Origin of the sequence: Porphyrobacter sp. TH134 (assembly GCF_002855495.1) — a bacterium.
In the GTDB taxonomy this organism is placed as follows: domain Bacteria; phylum Pseudomonadota; class Alphaproteobacteria; order Sphingomonadales; family Sphingomonadaceae; genus Erythrobacter.
The window spans coordinates 1-16,733 of the sequence record NZ_PKRO01000054.1; the positions used below are offsets into that span (position 1 = coordinate 1).

At 61.8% G+C, this 16,733-nt stretch carries 20 protein-coding genes; 8 read left to right on the plus strand and 12 right to left on the minus strand.

Going from position 1 to position 16,733, the window contains the following annotated elements; translation table 11 throughout:
• Window positions 1-30: 30 nt before the first annotated feature.
• The 4 genes from tcmP to darT all read right to left on the minus strand — a co-directional run bounded on the left by tcmP (window position 31) and on the right by darT (window position 3,433).
• Complete coding sequence (tcmP, locus tag C0V72_RS14765) at window positions 31-723, minus strand: three-Cys-motif partner protein TcmP (protein ID WP_172439055.1); 693 nt, start codon at window positions 721-723, stop codon at window positions 31-33.
• A gap of 184 nt (window positions 724-907) precedes the next feature.
• Complete coding sequence (locus C0V72_RS14770) at window positions 908-1,687, minus strand: phage Gp37/Gp68 family protein (protein ID WP_101794907.1); 780 nt, start codon at window positions 1,685-1,687, stop codon at window positions 908-910.
• A gap of 19 nt (window positions 1,688-1,706) precedes the next feature.
• Window positions 1,707-2,798 (minus strand): type II toxin-antitoxin system antitoxin DNA ADP-ribosyl glycohydrolase DarG, encoded by a 1,092-nt coding sequence (gene darG, locus C0V72_RS14775; RefSeq protein ID WP_101794908.1) that lies wholly within the window; start codon window positions 2,796-2,798, stop codon window positions 1,707-1,709.
• Window positions 2,798-3,433: a type II toxin-antitoxin system toxin DNA ADP-ribosyl transferase DarT gene (gene darT / locus C0V72_RS14780; RefSeq protein WP_101794909.1), complete on the minus strand. Its 636-nt coding sequence runs from the start codon at window positions 3,431-3,433 to the stop codon at window positions 2,798-2,800. Before darT ends, darG begins: the two co-directional genes overlap by 1 nt.
• A 35-nt stretch (window positions 3,434-3,468) precedes the next feature.
• On the opposite strand from darT, the gene C0V72_RS14785 reads away from it, so the two are divergent.
• Window positions 3,469-3,729 (plus strand): hypothetical protein, encoded by a 261-nt coding sequence (locus tag C0V72_RS14785; protein ID WP_143704623.1) that lies wholly within the window; start codon window positions 3,469-3,471, stop codon window positions 3,727-3,729.
• 52 nt (window positions 3,730-3,781) lie between these two features.
• Here C0V72_RS14785 and C0V72_RS14790 read toward each other — a convergent pair whose 3' ends face one another.
• Together C0V72_RS14790 and traA are read right to left on the minus strand one after the other, a co-directional pair.
• Window positions 3,782-4,543 (minus strand): DUF6118 family protein, encoded by a 762-nt coding sequence (locus C0V72_RS14790; RefSeq protein ID WP_101794911.1) that lies wholly within the window; start codon window positions 4,541-4,543, stop codon window positions 3,782-3,784.
• A gap of 10 nt (window positions 4,544-4,553) precedes the next feature.
• Window positions 4,554-7,448 (minus strand): Ti-type conjugative transfer relaxase TraA, encoded by a 2,895-nt coding sequence (gene traA / locus C0V72_RS14795; protein ID WP_101794912.1) that lies wholly within the window; start codon window positions 7,446-7,448, stop codon window positions 4,554-4,556.
• Window positions 7,449-7,620: 172 nt separating this feature from the next.
• Between traA and C0V72_RS14800 the strand changes: the two genes are divergently transcribed.
• The 3 genes from C0V72_RS14800 to C0V72_RS14810 are packed head-to-tail and all read left to right on the plus strand — an operon-like array spanning window position 7,621 to window position 9,158.
• Window positions 7,621-7,926: a conjugal transfer protein TraD gene (locus tag C0V72_RS14800; RefSeq protein WP_101794922.1), complete on the plus strand. Its 306-nt coding sequence runs from the start codon at window positions 7,621-7,623 to the stop codon at window positions 7,924-7,926.
• 22 nt (window positions 7,927-7,948) lie between these two features.
• Window positions 7,949-8,170, plus strand: coding sequence for a conjugal transfer protein TraD (locus tag C0V72_RS14805; protein ID WP_101794913.1), 222 nt, complete (start codon window positions 7,949-7,951; stop codon window positions 8,168-8,170).
• A 46-nt stretch (window positions 8,171-8,216) separates the two neighbouring features.
• On the plus strand, window positions 8,217-9,158 hold the full coding sequence (locus C0V72_RS14810; RefSeq protein ID WP_101794914.1) for a HEPN domain-containing protein: 942 nt from the start codon (window positions 8,217-8,219) through the stop codon (window positions 9,156-9,158).
• A gap of 42 nt (window positions 9,159-9,200) precedes the next feature.
• On the opposite strand, the gene C0V72_RS14815 is transcribed toward C0V72_RS14810, so the two are convergent.
• The 3 genes from C0V72_RS14815 to C0V72_RS14825 form a co-directional block, all read right to left on the minus strand.
• A complete protein-coding gene (locus C0V72_RS14815) occupies window positions 9,201-9,908 on the minus strand; it encodes a thermonuclease family protein (RefSeq protein ID WP_101794915.1) in 708 nt (235 codons plus the stop codon).
• A gap of 447 nt (window positions 9,909-10,355) precedes the next feature.
• Window positions 10,356-11,684, minus strand: coding sequence for a type II toxin-antitoxin system HipA family toxin (locus C0V72_RS14820; protein WP_101794916.1), 1,329 nt, complete (start codon window positions 11,682-11,684; stop codon window positions 10,356-10,358).
• On the minus strand, window positions 11,684-11,935 hold the full coding sequence (locus tag C0V72_RS14825; protein ID WP_101794917.1) for a helix-turn-helix domain-containing protein: 252 nt from the start codon (window positions 11,933-11,935) through the stop codon (window positions 11,684-11,686). The genes C0V72_RS14820 and C0V72_RS14825 overlap by 1 nt, the downstream gene beginning before the upstream one ends.
• Window positions 11,936-12,242: 307 nt before the next feature.
• On the opposite strand from C0V72_RS14825, the gene C0V72_RS16750 reads away from it, so the two are divergent.
• From C0V72_RS16750 to prfH, 4 genes are read left to right on the plus strand one after another with little or no spacing between them, the layout of a single operon-like run.
• Window positions 12,243-12,377 (plus strand): hypothetical protein, encoded by a 135-nt coding sequence (locus C0V72_RS16750; RefSeq protein WP_267893448.1) that lies wholly within the window; start codon window positions 12,243-12,245, stop codon window positions 12,375-12,377.
• Window positions 12,370-12,858, plus strand: a complete 489-nt coding sequence (locus C0V72_RS14830; RefSeq protein WP_199797808.1) for a hypothetical protein — start codon at window positions 12,370-12,372, stop codon at window positions 12,856-12,858. The genes C0V72_RS16750 and C0V72_RS14830 overlap by 8 nt, the downstream gene beginning before the upstream one ends.
• Window positions 12,855-13,961: an RNA ligase RtcB family protein gene (locus tag C0V72_RS14835; RefSeq protein WP_101794918.1), complete on the plus strand. Its 1,107-nt coding sequence runs from the start codon at window positions 12,855-12,857 to the stop codon at window positions 13,959-13,961. Before C0V72_RS14830 ends, C0V72_RS14835 begins: the two co-directional genes overlap by 4 nt.
• Window positions 13,954-14,574 carry a peptide chain release factor H gene (gene prfH / locus C0V72_RS14840; RefSeq protein WP_101794919.1) on the plus strand — a complete coding sequence of 207 codons (621 nt, stop codon included), beginning with the start codon at window positions 13,954-13,956 and terminating at the stop codon, window positions 14,572-14,574. The genes C0V72_RS14835 and prfH overlap by 8 nt, the downstream gene beginning before the upstream one ends.
• A gap of 26 nt (window positions 14,575-14,600) precedes the next feature.
• Here prfH and rtcA read toward each other — a convergent pair whose 3' ends face one another.
• The 3 genes from rtcA to C0V72_RS14855 are packed head-to-tail and all read right to left on the minus strand — an operon-like array spanning window position 14,601 to window position 16,674.
• Window positions 14,601-15,617: an RNA 3'-terminal phosphate cyclase gene (gene rtcA / locus C0V72_RS14845; protein ID WP_101794920.1), complete on the minus strand. Its 1,017-nt coding sequence runs from the start codon at window positions 15,615-15,617 to the stop codon at window positions 14,601-14,603.
• Between the two features lie 22 nt (window positions 15,618-15,639).
• On the minus strand, window positions 15,640-16,101 hold the full coding sequence (locus C0V72_RS14850; RefSeq protein ID WP_143704624.1) for a hypothetical protein: 462 nt from the start codon (window positions 16,099-16,101) through the stop codon (window positions 15,640-15,642).
• 30 nt (window positions 16,102-16,131) lie between these two features.
• Window positions 16,132-16,674 (minus strand): RtcB family protein, encoded by a 543-nt coding sequence (locus C0V72_RS14855; protein ID WP_324761549.1) that lies wholly within the window; start codon window positions 16,672-16,674, stop codon window positions 16,132-16,134.
• Window positions 16,675-16,733 lie beyond the last annotated feature (59 nt).

Consider the following 16,733-nt stretch of genomic DNA (forward strand, 5'->3'; position numbering starts at 1 on the left):
ATGCTCCCCGCCCCTGAAATCATCGCACGGTCACAACGAGACACCTCGTAACACTGGGTGTCGCCTTAGCTCGTAACACTGGGTGTCCATTGACACCGCCTCGGTCTTCATCGCTGCTAGGGCCTCTCCCAAGGATGCATCCAGTTCAATTGCCTGACCGCTTTTCATGCGCGTTGTTTCTGCGGTGAGATAGTCGATCAGGCTGTCGACCGAAAAGGTGATGATCACTTCCGGGTTCTTGAGCTCGGAAAAAATGCGGCGGATCGTCTGGAAGGAAACTGCACTCCAACCGTATTGGTCAAGGAAAAACAGCGCGCGGTGGCTCGAACCCTTCGCGCGAATTGCGGTGATGATGGCGTCAGCGCGACTTTCGAAAGTGTCGGTCGCCAGGTGGATAGAACGCCCAACCTCATTAGCGAACTCAGTTTGGGCCAGCTGATCGCGTAGAAACTCGATATGCGTCTGCTTACGATCTATGAAAAAGTAGTCAGCGTGCACCCTAAAGCCATGCTTGCGAGCCAATGCCAATCGAGCCTCGGCGGCCCGCACTGCACGCACAAGCAGAATAGGCGATCCCGGAACCGTTCGATCTTCGAAGCTGTAAAGGCCTCCACCGCAAAAGCCATCTACGATGGTGAGATTCAATTCGCGTTTAGCAAGCGTTGGCGAAAGGATCTCGATGTATCGCTCGGTGTAACGTTCGAACACGTGATGCTTGGCCAAGCTATGCGCCCCCAGCAGTGGGGGTTTTTCGCCAAGCTTCCAACCATAGTGTTTCCTTGCCATGCGTGCTCGCCAGAGAATCCCACCAGAGGTGCTCGCCGTACTCTTACTAGAAGCAGTCGGATAACCGGGCGAGCGTAGCCGCGTTAGTAGATAGGCCTGTATAACTTAAAGCGCGAGAATTTCATACGCTTGGCCGAACTTCCGGCATGTCATCCCAAATTTGCCCACGATATTTTCGCCCATTCGCCTTCTTGGAGCGGCGCTTGTTGTCTTCCCCCCATGTGCCCCATTGCTTGAAGAAGAATGCTGTTCCGGATGCCTCGCACTGACGGAATATCTCGTCAATCCAGACCTCTTTGATCGGACGGGCCGAGGAACCACTCTCGCCCCCAACGATAGCCCAGTCAATACCATCGAGGTCCACCGGACCGACGGGTCCGATCAGTGGCTCAAAGGAAATGAAACGGACTGCAGCGGCAACTTCGCGTAAAGCGTCAATTCGAGGTACAACTTCGGCGTTTTCAACGCTCGTTCCAAGCCAGACGTTCGGCAAAATGTCCGCGTCACGCGATTTGAGAAACCTAGCCATGCGGTCAGGACGCTTCGTGAGGATCTGATAGTGGTGATGCGGTGTATCGCGCATCACCTGCCAGACCTCACCAATGAAGGCTTCGCTCACTTGTTGATGAAAAAGATCACTCATCGAGTTGACGAAAATCTTGCGGGGTTTGCGCCAGCGGCGCGGAATAGCAAGCGCGCTTCGGTCCTCACGCACGACGCCGTTCCAAACCGTTCGCTTTCCGCTCTTGCGCGTGAGGCCCTCATATTTGGAGAGCCCCATCGCTTCGAGACGGCGTGCCATTTCCATTGCGTAGCAATGGCTGCAGCCGGTCGACATGATCGTGCACCCAGCGACCGGATTCCAGGTCGCGTCTGTCCATTCAATCTGAGTCTGCGCCATGGCGGGCTCCGGCTCGCGCTTAGTCGTGGCCCGCTTGGTCGACGCCCGACTGTTGCCATGGGGCCAAGCGCGCGAGCGCAATGTCGATCATACGGTCGTCGAACAGATGTAGCTTACGCTGCCCTGCGTCTCCGCCGCCGCGCCAGGTCCGCAATCCGTTCTTGATGCCCTCGATGCTCGATTCTTCACCATGCGTGATCAGCCAATCGACAGTCGAAAGGAGTTCCATGCCGAGCGGCGTCTCGAAACCGTCGATAAGCTCGCTCGTCGATTCAAGCGCAGGGAGATAAGTTTTTGCTTCCGAGCCCAAATAAGCGGCGATGCGGTCGCGTTTTGCGTCGACGAAGTTGATAACATCCATCGGCCCAGCGTCAGCGATTCGCTTGTCGCTGCGAAGATAGCTGCCGTCGAGCGCATCCAGAAGGTGGGTCAGCCGCGGGGCGAAAGGGCCGAAGCGGTTCGCTTCGAACCGCAGGTCGAGCGGATTGTCGAGCTGGCAAAGCTCGATGCTGCGCTCAGCGAAGTAAGCCAGCTTCTGTATTTCGAGTAACGTGCATTCGAAACCGAGTACGGCATAGCGCCGCACGAGTTCGGCGACGAGCGCGCGCGCCGGCGTAAGCTTCTCAACACCGGTGCGTTTAGCGACATTCTGATAAATCGCAGTCGGTTCGTACACGATCACACGCACGCCTTCGAGATCGCGTAATGCGTGCTCGATCCGATCGCGGACGATGGGCCACTCAAGCCCGCCATTGCCACTGCCCAAAGGCGGCAACGCAATCGAGCGGATATCGTGTTCAACGATTACGCGCTTAAGATCGAGCAATCCTTCTTCGATCCAGGCCAATTTGGACGGATGACGCCAGTGCTTCTTAGTCGGAAAGTTGATGATCCACTTCGGCCCGATAAGCTCGCGGCGTTCAGTCACGAACATATGGCCAACTTCGACCTCTTGAGCTTTGCAGGCAGCCGCATAAGCGTTGAAATTGGAGGGGAACATCTCCTTGAACATGAGCGCAATGCCCTTGCCCATAACACCGACGGTGTTGACGGTGTTGACCAACGCTTCCGCGTCGGCCTCAAGGAGATTGCCTTGCGTGTAGGTAATCATCAGAAATACCACCCGGGTGTGACCGCCACCTCAAGAGCGACATCGGCTGCCGCGAGCTGGGCATGCACTTGACCAGCAGCGGCCTCGCTCGAACATGCGATACCGAGCAGCGCAGCGACCGGCACTCGCCGCTGGACCAGCGCTTCAGCCTGATAGCGTTCGAACTTGCCCAAGTCGTTGTTATCCCTCTTAAAGTCGCTTCTACAGAGGATTTCCCAATCAATCACCGGCAATTGCGAAAGATCGTTGTGGAAGATCGCTGTCTGCACATAAGCATGGCGGTCGGTGAAAAGAAACGGCAGCGGATAATCTCTGACCTTGTACAAACTGCTGACAAGAATCAGAATCTCCTCGTTGGCGCGCTGGCGAATGCCGCCATACCCAGTCTTGATGTTGAGCAACATCGGTGACCGCGGGGTGAAATAGAACGGCACGTAGTCGCTGAGGGTACCCCCCGGTTCGACCGGAACTGCCTTGCCACTGCGGCGATCGATTAGATCCGGGTTGCCGATGTCGACGTAATTCGGATCGACGAGTTCGCTGCTTCGACAATGGATCCCGTTGTGCAAGATCCAGGGCAGGTTGTCGCGATGCACGATGCGAAAGATATGCGCTTTGTCTGGTCCAAGATTCATCGCGCACGCCCCGCTTGAGGCGCTTTGCCACGAACTTGCGTGAACTCACTCGACAGGATCGGCTCGAAGGCGCGGATGATCTGCATTGGCCCTGCCTAGCGAACTGCCGACGTTTTATGAAGATCAAGAGTTTCATGATCATTTCCCCCGACTCATCGCGCGGCATAGCCACCTGCCAGATTTTGGAACAGATCAGGAACAATACGCCACCGCGGAGAAAATTCAAGGCAATTGGCTATCTTGCCAAGATAGGCCAAACGGCCGCCCATCAGCACAACACACTTTGCAAGGTTTAAGGTTCAAGTCTCACGACCCGCTTCAAGTCCATCAACGTCCACTTCCGTCCAACTACAAAGCCCTATCGGATCGGTGGTCGACCATGACAGAGCAGCGAGCCGGAGCGCCCGTTTTCTCGGCTTTCGCTGTGCAGGCGGCGAGCGCTTCGCGGTTTTGCGCCTCAAGCCGAGCGCCAAATTGCATCACCTTCCAACCTTCGGGATCGTGTGACCGGATGAGCCGAATTCCTGCCTCCGTCGCGTTAGGCGCGTCCAACATTCTCGTCGCCATGCGCTCTGGCAGGTGCCAGCTGTCGGGCAAGGCGCGGGCAATAGCGCCGGGCATAAACGACCATATCAAGGCCCCCGCCAGCGCGCCTGCGAGTGCCGTCCGCACCACGGTTGTGCGGTGATCGGCGGATGTGCGCACAGTGTTCGTGATGGCGCGAAGCTCCCGTGTCGCATGCTGCAATTCCGCCCGGCTCTGAACGATCTGATCCTGGTCGGCGCGCCGCGCCGACTGCGCCGCGACAGCAATGCGATCAGCTACCGTTTCGGGGGTCAGCTGCATCGCCGGATGCGCTGTCATGCCCTTCAGGTAGCCGCCGACTGCGCCAAGCTGTTTCGCCATTTCTTTCAGTGTGGGATCGTAATCGGGAATAACGATGTCTGCACGCTCAGCGGCGAGCTGCTGCACGGCCCGGCGCATCAGCGCCATTTCCTCTTCTAGGCGCGTGAATGCAGCAGCGGCCGGATCGATATCCTCGTCCGGTGGCTGGGGAGCGGCGTTGGGTTCTACCGGAATCCCGATCTGGTCATGTTCTGTATTCGCCATGGTGCTTCTCCTAAATTTGCATGCCGAGACTGCGGGTGCGGTTCATCGTCAGTGAGGCGGTAAGGTCGCGGGCGAGATCGCGGCTTGGCTCAATGGTGAGCCCAAGCTCACGGGTGCGCGTGCGCAGCAGCGATTCTATTTGCGGATCGCGTTCGAGGCTCTTCGCCATTCCGGCCATCTGGCGAAAGACATCGCTCGCACCGCTCACATTGCCCTCGCGCGTGAGCGCATCGCGCGCCCTGGCGAGGCGCTGCCAGTCGCTGACGAAGCGGCTGGCGCGCTGGGCAGGATCGCTACGGATTTCCGCTTCAAGCTGCATCGCGCGGATTGCGGCCTGTGGTCGGCCAGCGGCAGCCTCGCGCGCCAGTTCAGGCTCCCGCCGCAGAGCGCTTGCAAGATCGGCGGCAGCATCCAAACGGATCACGTCGAGCGCTCGCCCTGCCTTCTCCAGGGCGTCACGCTGGTGCGGAAGGACAGGCAAGCCTTGCTGACGCGCCTCAGCAATGCCGACGGCGGCACGCGCAAAACGTTCGACGGCGCGCCGTTGATCTGTCGCGCCGATCTCGTTGCTCAATGGAGTAGCAAGCTGGCGTTCCGGTGGGCGGAAGTTGGCGAAGATCGACCGCGCCTTCTCGGGCACCTTGCGGATGATCTCGACAACCCGCTCGCGGAAGGTGATCCCGCGCCGTTCGGCAAATGCTTGTGCCGGTTCGGTCTGCGCATAATCGCTCGCCATATCCTTGCCGCGTTCGCGGCTGAGCGTGCGCACAAGCTTGGACTGATCGGCGAAGTCATCGCGGCCATAATGCAGGGCAACGCTGTCACGGTGACGGGAAAGCGCCACGTAAGCCCCGTGACTGTCCATGCCGGGGGTCGCGAGCATATGCGCGCGGTCTACCGTCATGCCCTGCGCCTTGTGGATCGTGGCGGCGTAGCCGTGGTCGATGTGCGCATAGTCCTTGAGGTCGAAGGTAACGCTGCGCCCGTCGTCGACCCGCACGCTCATCCGCTGCGGCGTCACCTCTTCAATGGTGCCGAGCGTACCGTTCTTCACCCCAAGCTCGCGCTCGTTGCGCAGGAACATGATGCGGTCCCCGCTCGCAAAGGATCGCGCGCCGCGCTCGGCGCTAACGCGCACGTCCTCGCCAAGCTCGCGCGCATCGCGCAACCGTTCGCGCGCAGCCATATTGAGTGCGCGCACCTCGTCATTGGTGTGGGTGAGGATGATCCGCGTGTCGCCGGGGCTTGCCTGCCGTTCGCGATCCCAGCGCTCGATCAACTCGCCGCGCGCATCCTCGCGCGTATCGGCCGCATGCACCATCCCGCGCTCGTCATAGGCTGCTATGGCAACGCCGGTGCGCCCGGTGGCGAGGTGCCGGGTCGCATCGCGCTGCCAGTCGTCGCGCTGGCGCCGCACCTCGGTGATCTCGACCCCGCCATGCCGCTCATGGATCGAGCGGAACGCGGCTCCTGCCTCGATCGCCTGCAACTGCTGGGGATCGCCAACCAGCACGACCTTGGCACCAGCGTCGGCGGCATGGGACAGCACGCGCTCCATCTGGCGCGTGCCGATCATGCCGGCCTCGTCGATGACCAGCACATCGCGCGACGTGAGCAACTCGCGCCCCTCTCTCCACTGGTGCTCAAGGCTGGCAATGGTGCGCGAGCCGATGCCCGAGCCGTTCTCCAGACCTTCGGCTGCAATACCCGACAGGGCGGCCCCGCGAACAGTGTAGCCCGCGCTCTCCCAGGCCTCGCGGGCAACGCCCAGCATCGCGCTCTTGCCGGTCCCGGCGTAGCCGACCACGACGCTGAGACCGCGCTCGCCGGTCACATGCTCGAACGCCGCGCGCTGCTCACCGGAGAGAACGAGACCCCGCTCTGCGGCGCGCGCCAGCGCTCCATCCCGGCCGCGCTCATAAACCCGATGATCCCTGCGTTCTGCCAGCAGCTCCGAGACGCGATGAAGCCGCTGCTCGGTGTCGATCATCTGGCGCGAGGTGAACCGCTCCTCGCCGCGCCCGTCCTTGCCGAGCGCGACCAGATCGGGCGCGCTGCGCACTGCGCTCATTACCTCGTCGAACTGTTCCTTCCCGTCGCTATGGCGATGGACAAAGCGAGCAAGATCGCGGGTTGTGAAGGTCGCCTGCTGGTGCGTGATCGCATCGAGCGCGATGGACGGGTCATCAATGATCCGCGCCCCGTTCCGCTCCGCGATGGCGCGGTGTTCTTCAATGCGCTCGGCCTCAAGGCCGCGTCCGTCCATGCGTGAGGCGGCGGGACCGATCTTGTCCTGCGGCTCCAGGCCAATGCCCTGCGCTTCGAGACTGCGATGATCGATGCGCGCATCGATATCGAGCTCGGCGAGCCGCTGGTTGACATGCTCGGCCCAGCGCTCGCGCCAGTACTCGACCATCTCGGTGCGGTTCCAGTCGCGCACCTTCGCGCCAAACCCGTCGCCGTCGACCTCCCGCATGGTCAGCATCACATGCGCATGCGGCTTGGCGAGGCCATCAGCGCCGATGTCCCAGTGGACATTGAGATCGGCGATCATGCCACGATCCACGAACTCGCGTTGCACGAACTCGCGCGCCAATCGAATGCCCTCGGCCTGATCAAGCTCGCGCGGGATCGCAAACTCGACCTCGCGTGACAGTTGTGCGTCCTTGCGCTTCTCGGCACCCTCGACCGCGTTCCACAAGCACTCGCGGTCGGACAGATGCTCGGGCGCGCCTTCGGGAAGCAACACCGCGGAATGAACCACACCGCCCTTGTTGGTGAAGTCATGGGTGCGATCGATCCGCTCATCGTGCAGCCGCCCGGCTGAGCGGTAGGCGGCAGCAGCCACAGCGCTGCGCCCGGCCGAGCGGCTGATGACCTTCACGGAGAGATGGTAGATCGCCATAACGGCGTATCAGCTACACCGCACAAGCCACGTCGGCACGACGTATAAGCGCGCCCTCACATGATAAAATCCTGTTCGGGACTACCCGGTCCCAGACGGTTCCGACGACCCTGAAGCCTTGGGCGAACGCACCATCTACAATCAGCGCATCACTTCAATACGGAGAACCATGATGCGCAAACCACGGGATATTGATGCCGAACTGAAAGCCCTCGCCGAGAAGGCGAAGCTGCTCAAGGAACGCCGCGTCCAGCAGCTGGGCGAGCTGGTCATTGCGACCGGTGCCGACAGCATCGACGCCGAGACCCTGGTTGGCGCGCTGCTCGTCATTGCCGAGACCAATGATGCGGCAAAGAGGGAGGCGTGGCGCAAGCGGGGTGAGGCCTTCTTTCAAGGCAAGGGCCGCAACGCTGGCAAGGGAACTGAGCACGAGCCGCGGAGCACTCGCCAAGCTGACAGCGGCGCGGCACAGGCTTGAGGCCCGCAAGGCACGCACGCACATGCGCGACTGGCAGATCAAGCGACGCGAACGAACAAAACAGCTGATCGAGCTCGGCGGGCTGGTCCAGAAGGCTGGGCTGATCGAGCTCACCGACGATGACCGGCCTGTGCTGCTGGGCGCGTTCCTCGCCATTGCCGCCAAGTTGCAGGGCGAGGAACGCGAACAGGCATTGGTCCTGTGGCGACGGCGCGGCAAACGCGCCTTCGAACAAAGCGATTAAGAACAAAGGTGCGAGCCGACTCTGCCTTTGCTACACTCATCTGACCATGCGCACCGATCTTGATCATCTGCCCCCGCAAAAGCAGCGCGAGCTTGAGCGCGTGGTGCAGCTGATCTTCGAGGAGTTCGACGACGCCTTCGCGCTCGCAAAGCACGAGTGGAAGAAGGCCGGACGCATCCTCAAGGTCATCCTCTATGGGAGCTATGCGCGCGGTACGTGGGTCGACGAGCCGCACACCGCCAAGGGCTACCGATCGGACTTTGATCTGCTGATCATCGTCAGCGACAAGCGGCTCACCGACCGGGTCAAGTACTGGGCCAAGCTCGATGAGCGGCTGATGCGCGAATATGGCCTCACCGGCACGCTACGCACCCCGGTCAACTTCATCGTTCACACCCTGCAGGAGGTGAACGACGGCCTCGCCCACGGGCGCTACTTCTTCATGGACGTGAAGGCCGAAGGGATCGCGGTCTATCAGTCCGACGATACCGAACTGCACACGCCCAAGCCCAAGACCCCGACCCAGGCGCTCAAAATGGCGACCGAGTACTTTGAGGAGTGGTTTCCGAGCGGCGCAGAATTCTTCGACAACTTCAAGTTCAATCTCGATCAAGGCCGCGCGAACAATGCCGCCTTTCAGCTTCATCAGGCAACTGAGCGGCTCTATCACTGCGCTTTGCTGGTCTGCACTTTCTACACCCCCCATGTTCACAATCTTGGCTTCCTGCGCACACAGGCCGAGCGGATCGATCCGCGCCTCACTTATGTCTGGCCGCGCGAGCTCAAGAAGGATCGCGCGCGTTTCGAGAAGCTAAAGGATGCTTACGTCAAGGCGCGCTACTCAAAGCACTACCGCGTCACGAAGGAGGAGCTGGAATGGCTCGGTGCGCAGGTCGAGGAACTTGGCCGCGTCGTGCGCGAGGTCTGTTCGGAGCGGATCGAAAAGCTGAAAGCGGAAGCAAAAGCGAAGCCCGACAAGGTTCGCTGATCAAATCTCGCAGGGCTGGAATCGCCAGCCCCATTTGTCGCCTTAACGAACGATGGCCCTGCGATAGCCCGCGGCCTGCGCCTCGGCCTCGGTGCAGAAGTAAGCCTCGGCGCGGGTCGCATCGTAATAGGGCATGCCAGGCAAGTGATAGATCCAGTCACCGCGCCGGGAGTGATTGCCCTTGATGAGGCATTGCCCATTGCCTTCGTAACGGCGTGCGCGTCCCGCTGGTCGCGGCGATGCTTGCGCCGTTCTCGGCTGCGGGTCGGTCTGCTGGCTCGCCCGGTAATCTTCCGGCATCTGGAAGTCCCATCGCCAGATGCCAGAGCGCGCAGCGCGCGCCCGCAACTCGGCGGCAACATAGTCATCGCCATATCGCCGGAACGCTGCGGCCCAACCCGCTTCCACAAGCGCTTCACCGATATCCACGCCGGATGTCCGGCAGGTCGCCACGATGCGGCCGAAGGTGTCGGTGTCGCGCGGCTGGCAGCTCAGAACTGAGCTGCCGATCATGCCTGCAAGGACATCCTTGGCCATCGCACCGCACGCGACTTCCGAGCCGTTGCTGTAGCACGGTTGCGAGAACTCCGGCGCGTCGAGACCGAACAGACGGACCTCGGTTCCGGCAACACGCAAGGAGTCGCCATCGATGACTTCGGCAGGCCCTTCGATGACCTGCGCGGCGCCGAAGGACGGTATGCTAAGCGTGGCAAACGCGGCGAGGATGAATCGGAAATGTGCTCTCGGCATTGCTGGTGTCCGGTTGGCGATAGCATGCGGTCTTATGACAAGCAGGTTTACAAAGTCGTGATTTCGCTAAGTGAGGCTTAGCGTTTTGGCCGATCCGTAAACCTTGGATATGCCAAGGATCTGCCTCGTTGCTTTGCACGTTCTGGCGACGTGCCAAGGAAATCGGCTTTTCTTTACATGTGCCGCTGTTGCGAAAATGGTCAGGCATGGGCTGATCATCCCGTATCCGCGCTCGCTCTCAGCGCAAATCTGGTTGCTGCCGTGTTACAAAACCTCGGACAATCTGTGGGTTTGTCCGAGGTTTTGTATCTCGCAGGCGAGGCCTCACTCGTGACGAAGGCCAAACACCGAGCTCCCGAAGAATGGCTTGCCGCAGCCTGCTTTCTGGCCGGTTCGTCTAAGGAGCGAGGCGCTGCTGGAACCGGAGTAAGGTGAGCCGCGGTCAGCCTAAAGCTCCGCCAGTGCAGGCTCCAGCAGCCGCAGCCGCTGCTTCATGCTGGCGGCGATGCTCTGGTGAACTTCGCCAGCGAAGTCGGACGGCATTTGCGACAGGGCTTTGTCCGGCGCGGCGTCAGCCTCGGTCAATATCTCCTCGATCCCTCGGCGCATCAGGGTCTGGCCAAGTCCGGCCTCCTTGCCTGACTGAACGAAGTGACGTCCCGACACCTCCAGCACGCGGTAATGTCGGTTCGTTCCGGCTGACATGGCAAGCTTGTACTTGTTGTTGGGGATCTGCCCCTTGTCGAAGGCAGGCTGCGCGGACAGCACGTCATAGAAGGGTGTGAGGCTGTAGCGTCCACCGGGCTTCAGGAAGATGCTGAAGTTCTTGGCATGCCCGTCGGTTGCGCCGATCAGCCAGAACAGGATCTGGCTCATGAAGAAATCCATCTGGTCCTTCTGCGGCTCATCCGAGCGCTGCAGAAGCTGGAGGATGCTGGCCATGCCTGGTCCGCCGTTGTTCTGGTACTTCTGGGCCGAGGGAATGCTCAGGGCCTGACAGCAATCCTCCTGGGGCAAGCGCAGGAGAGTATCGCCGCCGCGCCACCGGCGATCGAAGCGCTCGACCACCAGCACGCGCCGTTTGCCGAAGGTCATGATCTGCGTCTGGGCGACAGCAAGGCCGAATGCCCTTAGAAGCGCGAGGCAGTAATGCTCGTTGTCGACGCTCGCGGCCATATCGATCGGTCCGAAAGCGGTCGGGATTTCGCCGAGCTGCGGCTTGAGGATGTGCGTAGTCGGGGTCGCTTCGAGTGGGCGCAACCATTGTCCATCATGGTAGAGCAGCGCGGTCTTCTCCTGCGCGCCTGCGATGGAAATGCGGAACTCCTCCTCGCGGTTCATGCCGAGCGGAGCGGCAGCAAGGCCTGCGAGGATCGCCTCGATCCCGGCCTCGTTGACTGGCTCGCCGCGCAACTTCTGCCCGTCATCGAAAGGCATGCCATCGGGCAGGAATTGCATTGCTCCGACACAATCGCGTCCGATGGCCTCAAGCAGGCTGAAGTAGTCGGTTCCCTGTGCGCCGACACGCTCTGCCACGCGGGTGCAGACATTGGGATTGTCGGGAAGAAGGTTGTCGAAGACAGCGACCACTGCTGCCCCGCTATAGGCGGCCTCGCGCAAGGGAAGAGACAGCGAGATCGCGAAGGCAGGTGCCCAGTCGAGCCAGGTCTGGTCATAGGTGAAGCTGACAGCTCCGCTGGCTTGCTTCTCCAGACGCCCGACGAGGCGATTGTTGATTAGGACATTGAGCGGCGCGTGGGTCTTGCGACGCGGCATCAGAAGATGTCCTCGATGTTCTGCGTTGCGCGTCCAGACCGGGTGTCGACCACAAGCTCGAGGTCAAGAGCGGCAAAGAGCGCGAAGACCGATGAGAGCTTGGTGCCCTCATGGCCGGTCTCGATCTTGGAGACCATTTCCTGTCGCATGCCCGCCAGTTGGGCGAGCTCGGTCTGTGTCAGGCCCCGCTGCTTGCGGGTCCGCTGAATGAGGTTGCCAAGCTGGCGAGCCGAGCGTGCGATTTGCGACATGAGCGCCTCCTCGACGCTTTATGTGAGAAATCACATAAAAAAGCAATATGCTATTTATGGCATAAACAGATAATATGTGATTTCGGGCATAAGGCAGCTTGCAGCCCTATGCCTATAGCAACTGGCTGCATCTGCTTTCGCATGAAAGTGGGCAAGCCAGGAGTACTTGTCTCAGGTGCCGTCCTGGAGTAACGGCGCCGAAGCCAATCGTGGCCTGTTCTGAACGAGGAAAGGAAAAGACCATGCGTGCAGCTTTCGCCCGTCACCACCGTCAAATCCTATTCCCCTGTGTTCAGGAACAGATTGCATGGGCAATTCTTTCACGGGCGACGCGTCTCGCCTGATTGCTTCCGGCGGCATTGAAGCCGCCGATTTCTTCGCATTTCCGATTTTCGTCGCCGTTGCGGCCATCTCTCTTTCCGGGGAGACTCGCCATGCGTGACGACATGTTCAAGGTCATCGTCGAGCGTCCCCGCTGGGGCGCGAGCCATGCCGCGTCTCCCAAGCTGAAAAGGACTCTTCACCCGGATACCCGCCACATCGGCATGAAGCGCCACGCCAAGATCGGCGCGCCCTATACCAAGGGACTGAACGAGAACCTTGCTCCGCTGGTCCGCTATCTCAGGCGTCAGCGTGGGCGCCATTGGGACGTTGTGTTCAGCGAGATCTGCGCAAGCCTCGACACCGGCAGCACGGTCAAGATGCATGTGCGCCAGCACATCGAGGATTTCGTTCTCACGCGCATCTCGGTCGGACGAAATGGCGAATGGATGTTCGAAGGCGAAGTCCTCGGGCGCAAGGGGCGCTGGTTCCGGCGCCGGGAGCTGTTCGTCGACCCTCGCGACGGCATCCTCAAAGATATCGCCGTGCTCGAAGCGCTACTGGCCACAGGCCAGTCTGACGGGAAGGGGGTGACGGCATGAGCCCGATCACTCTGATCGCGACCGATCATCGGCGGTTTGACCCCCTTGCTCTCGACCAGCTTGAGAGAACCGCTGCCTATGACGGCATGGCCCGCATCGTGGGGCTGCCGGATCTGCACGCTGGCAATGGCATTGCAGTTGGCGCGGCTTTCTGGGGGGCGGATCGCATCTGGCCGCATCTGGTGGGCAGCGACATCGGCTGCGGGATGGCCTTGTGGGAAACCGATTGCCCGGTGCGCAAGTTCAGGCTCGCTTCCGCCGAACGCAAATTGCAGGGGCTGGACGATCCATGGCAGGGCGATGGCAGCGCCGCTCTGGCAGAGGCCGGGGTGCCGCCTGCTCTTGCAAGTCCGGCGCTCGGCACGATCGGCGGCGGGAACCACTTTGTGGAATTCCTGCGGATCGAACGGGTGGTCGCGGATGCTCGCTTCGATGCACTGGGGCTGCGGCGCGACCGGGTGTGGATGATGGTCCACAGCGGCTCGCGCGGGCTGGGTCAGGCGGTCCAGCAGGCGCACGGCCAGGGGGATATCAGCCGAGGGATCATGGCTGATACCCCAGAAGCCAGCGCCTATCTCGCAGATCACGATGCGGCGGTGCAATGGGCGGTCGTCAACCGCGAAATCATCGCGCACCGTTTTTGCAGCTGCCTCGCCATATCTGGCAGGCGTGTGCTGGACATCTGCCATAACAGCGTGGCCGCGCATCAGGGCGGGTGGCTGCATCGTAAGGGCGCAGCGCCCGCCGATCGCGGGCTGGTGACGATCCCGGGCTCTCGAGGGGATTTCAGCTATCTGGTCGAGCCGCTTGCCGACCGGGCGGATCATGCGCTGCATTCGCTCGCGCATGGCGCGGGCCGCAAGTGGAGCCGCAAGGACGCCCACGCCCGGCTCTCACGCCGGTTCAAAGTGGCTGACTTGCAGCGCACCGGCCTCGGCAGTCATGTGATCTGCGAAGACCGCCGCCTGATCTTCGAAGAAGCGCCCGATGCCTACAAGGACATCGGCATGGTGATCGCCGATCTGGAGCAGGCGGGCCTGATCCGCGTGATCGCTCAGCTTCGCCCGTTGCTGAGCTACAAGACGAGAGGCCGCCATGACTGAAGTGATCCTGCACATCACAGCGGGTAAAGGTCCGCAGGAATGTCGCTGGGTGGTGGCGCAGCTGACGCGCGCTTTCGCCCGCGAGGCACAGGATGCGAGGCTGGTCTGCGAAGTGCTCGACGGGACGGAGGACTTGCCAGCCTCCGTCCTGCTGCGCATCGCAGGTGAGGGCGCGCCCGGCTTCGCCGCAGCGCGGGTCGGCACAAACCAGTGGATCGGCACCAGCCCGCAGCGTCCCGCGCACAAGCGCCGCAACTGGTTTGTCGGCGTGGCGCTGGCCCCCATGCCCGATGCCATTCCCGATCTGGGCGAGCACGACATTGCCTATCAGGCCATGCGCGCAAGCGGGCCGGGCGGGCAGCATGTCAACAAGACTGACAGCGCAGTGCGGGCAACGCACCTGCCGACCGGGCTTGTGGCTACGGCACAGGAGCAGCGATCGCAGCACGCCAATCGCAAACTGGCGCGGCTCAAGCTCGCGATCATGCTAGAAGAACGGCGCGGACAGGCAGCCGATGATGCCCGCCGGACACAATGGCAGGCCCATCAGGAGCTTGAGCGCGGCAACGCGGTGCGGGCCTATGCCGGCCCTTCGTTCAAGCTGAGGGTGTGACAGGTTCCCGAGAGGCGGCGGCCAGCTTACCCGAGGCTTGCCAGCCACCGCCCCTCGGCATCCTCGCTGAAGATGAACTGGTGCCCGGTAAATCGGGCGATCAGCGCTGCGGCCGTGCGGGAGTGTTCGCTTGGTTTGACCGTAGTGAACGCGCCTTGTCCGGCCATCGCGATGGGCAACAGCAGCTGATCCTGCAAATACGGCCCTGCAAAGGCGCCCGAGCCGAGGTAGCCCGCCATCCGCTTCGCCGCCGTCTTGGCGAGGCGCTCGGCCGGAATGCCGATCTGGCCGAAGGCAGACATGACCTCGGTCACATGCTCGCACTCCGCCGTGATCAGCAGCGCGTTGCCGGGGCCGCGCCCGGCCGGAAGCTGGACCGGAGCAAAGGCGTCGTCGGGCCAATCGGCCAGCACTTTTCGCGCCGCCTTGAGTTCCCGGTCGGCGATGTCGAAGGGGATGCCCGCGATCAGTGCCTCGACTTTGCCTGAGCGGAATGCGCCTCGTTCGATGCATTCAATCGGCGTGAGCGGCGCCGGAGTGATGTCGAGCACGATCCGCCCCCCGCCGCGCGGGAAGAAGCCGTGGCGATCGAGCGTCACCGACAGGCGCGGGCCCATGCGGGCCAGCACCGGCAGGAGGGTGTGGCAGAGGAACTCGAACGGCGGTGCGGACGCCGCGTGCGTCCCGCCCTCGATCACGATCCGCGAAGGCGCGTCTGCCAGCATCAGCGGGACGAGCACGGTCTGCACCACTAACGCGGTGCTGCCTGCTGTCCCGATGGCAAAGTGGTACTCACCAGGAACAACCGCTCCGGGCCGAAAGGTCAGCTCGATGGAGCCGACCGCGAGCCCCGAACACTCCGCTGAGCCGATCGCCGCTGCCGCTTCGAGCGCGGTGACGTGCTGGCGCATCAGGCCGGGCTTCGCGCGCCCACCACGGATGTTCTGAATGGTGAAAGGCTCCCCCGTCTGCAGCGACAGCGCCGCTGCATAGCGCAGCACCTGCCCCCCGCCTTCGCCTTCGGAACCGTCGATGGTGATCATGTGTATCTTTCAATGCCAAATTCTATTGCGCGAGACGGGGCGGCCACCAGAACATCCATGGGGCGGCCCGTTTGTTGTCGGATGTTCCAATCCCAAAGTCACCATCGCCAACCTCGACTGCGGCGAACGCCGATGAAAGGGTTCGCAGGCGTTTATTGCCGACGGTCATAATCAATCTTTCTTCGTCGGGGACGAGAGTAAGATCGCCATGGTCAGGCTGGAACTCGACTCTCAACTTCGAGAAATGACCCCGGCTATTCTTGCCATAGTTGGGCATTCTCAGCACGGCGTCCGTGACAGGATCGAGTTGCAACGTGCGATGGCACGGCTCTCCCCCGCTCATGCGATCGAGCAAATTTCTGACCGATCGGCAACCGACTGGGTCCGCAGACAGATGCCATCCGCGCCAGCCATGATTGGGCTCGGCATATTGCCAGATCCACAGACGACCTTCCTGAACCCATTGGCCAACCCAGTCCTGCATTCCGCACCCCCAATGGCGGCGCGAAGGGCGTTACCCCTTCACGCACACCACCTGCTTCAGCGTGTGGACGATCTCCACCAGATCGGCCTGCGCGGCCATCACGGCTTCAATCGGCTTGTAGGCCTTGGGCGTTTCATCGATCACGCCCGCGTCCTTGCGGCATTCCACGCCCGCCGTGTCGGCGAGGTGTTCGTCAAGCGTGACCAGCTTCTTGGCCGCGGTGCGGCTCATCACTCGGCCTGCCCCGTGCGAGCAGCTGTCGAAGCTTTCGGGATTGCCCAGCCCGCGCACGATGAAGCTCTTCGCTCCCATCGAACCCGGGATGATCCCCATAACGCCCTTTGCCGCATGCACCGCCCCCTTGCGGGTGACGAGCACGTTCTCTCCGAAGTGATGCTCGCGCGTCACGTAGTTGTGGTGGCAGTTCACCGCCTCGCACTCCGCTTCGAAGGGCTTGGCGATCTGCGACCGCAGCGCGTCGATGACATGCGCCATCATCACCTGCCGGTTGAGCTTGGCAAAGTCCTGCGCCCATTTGTTGAAGGACAGTTCACAGGAGCCGTAAGGCGACATCCAGCTTTACGAGGTGTCGCCTTGGCCTGATCGATTTCCCGGCGGATGGTCTTCCGGGA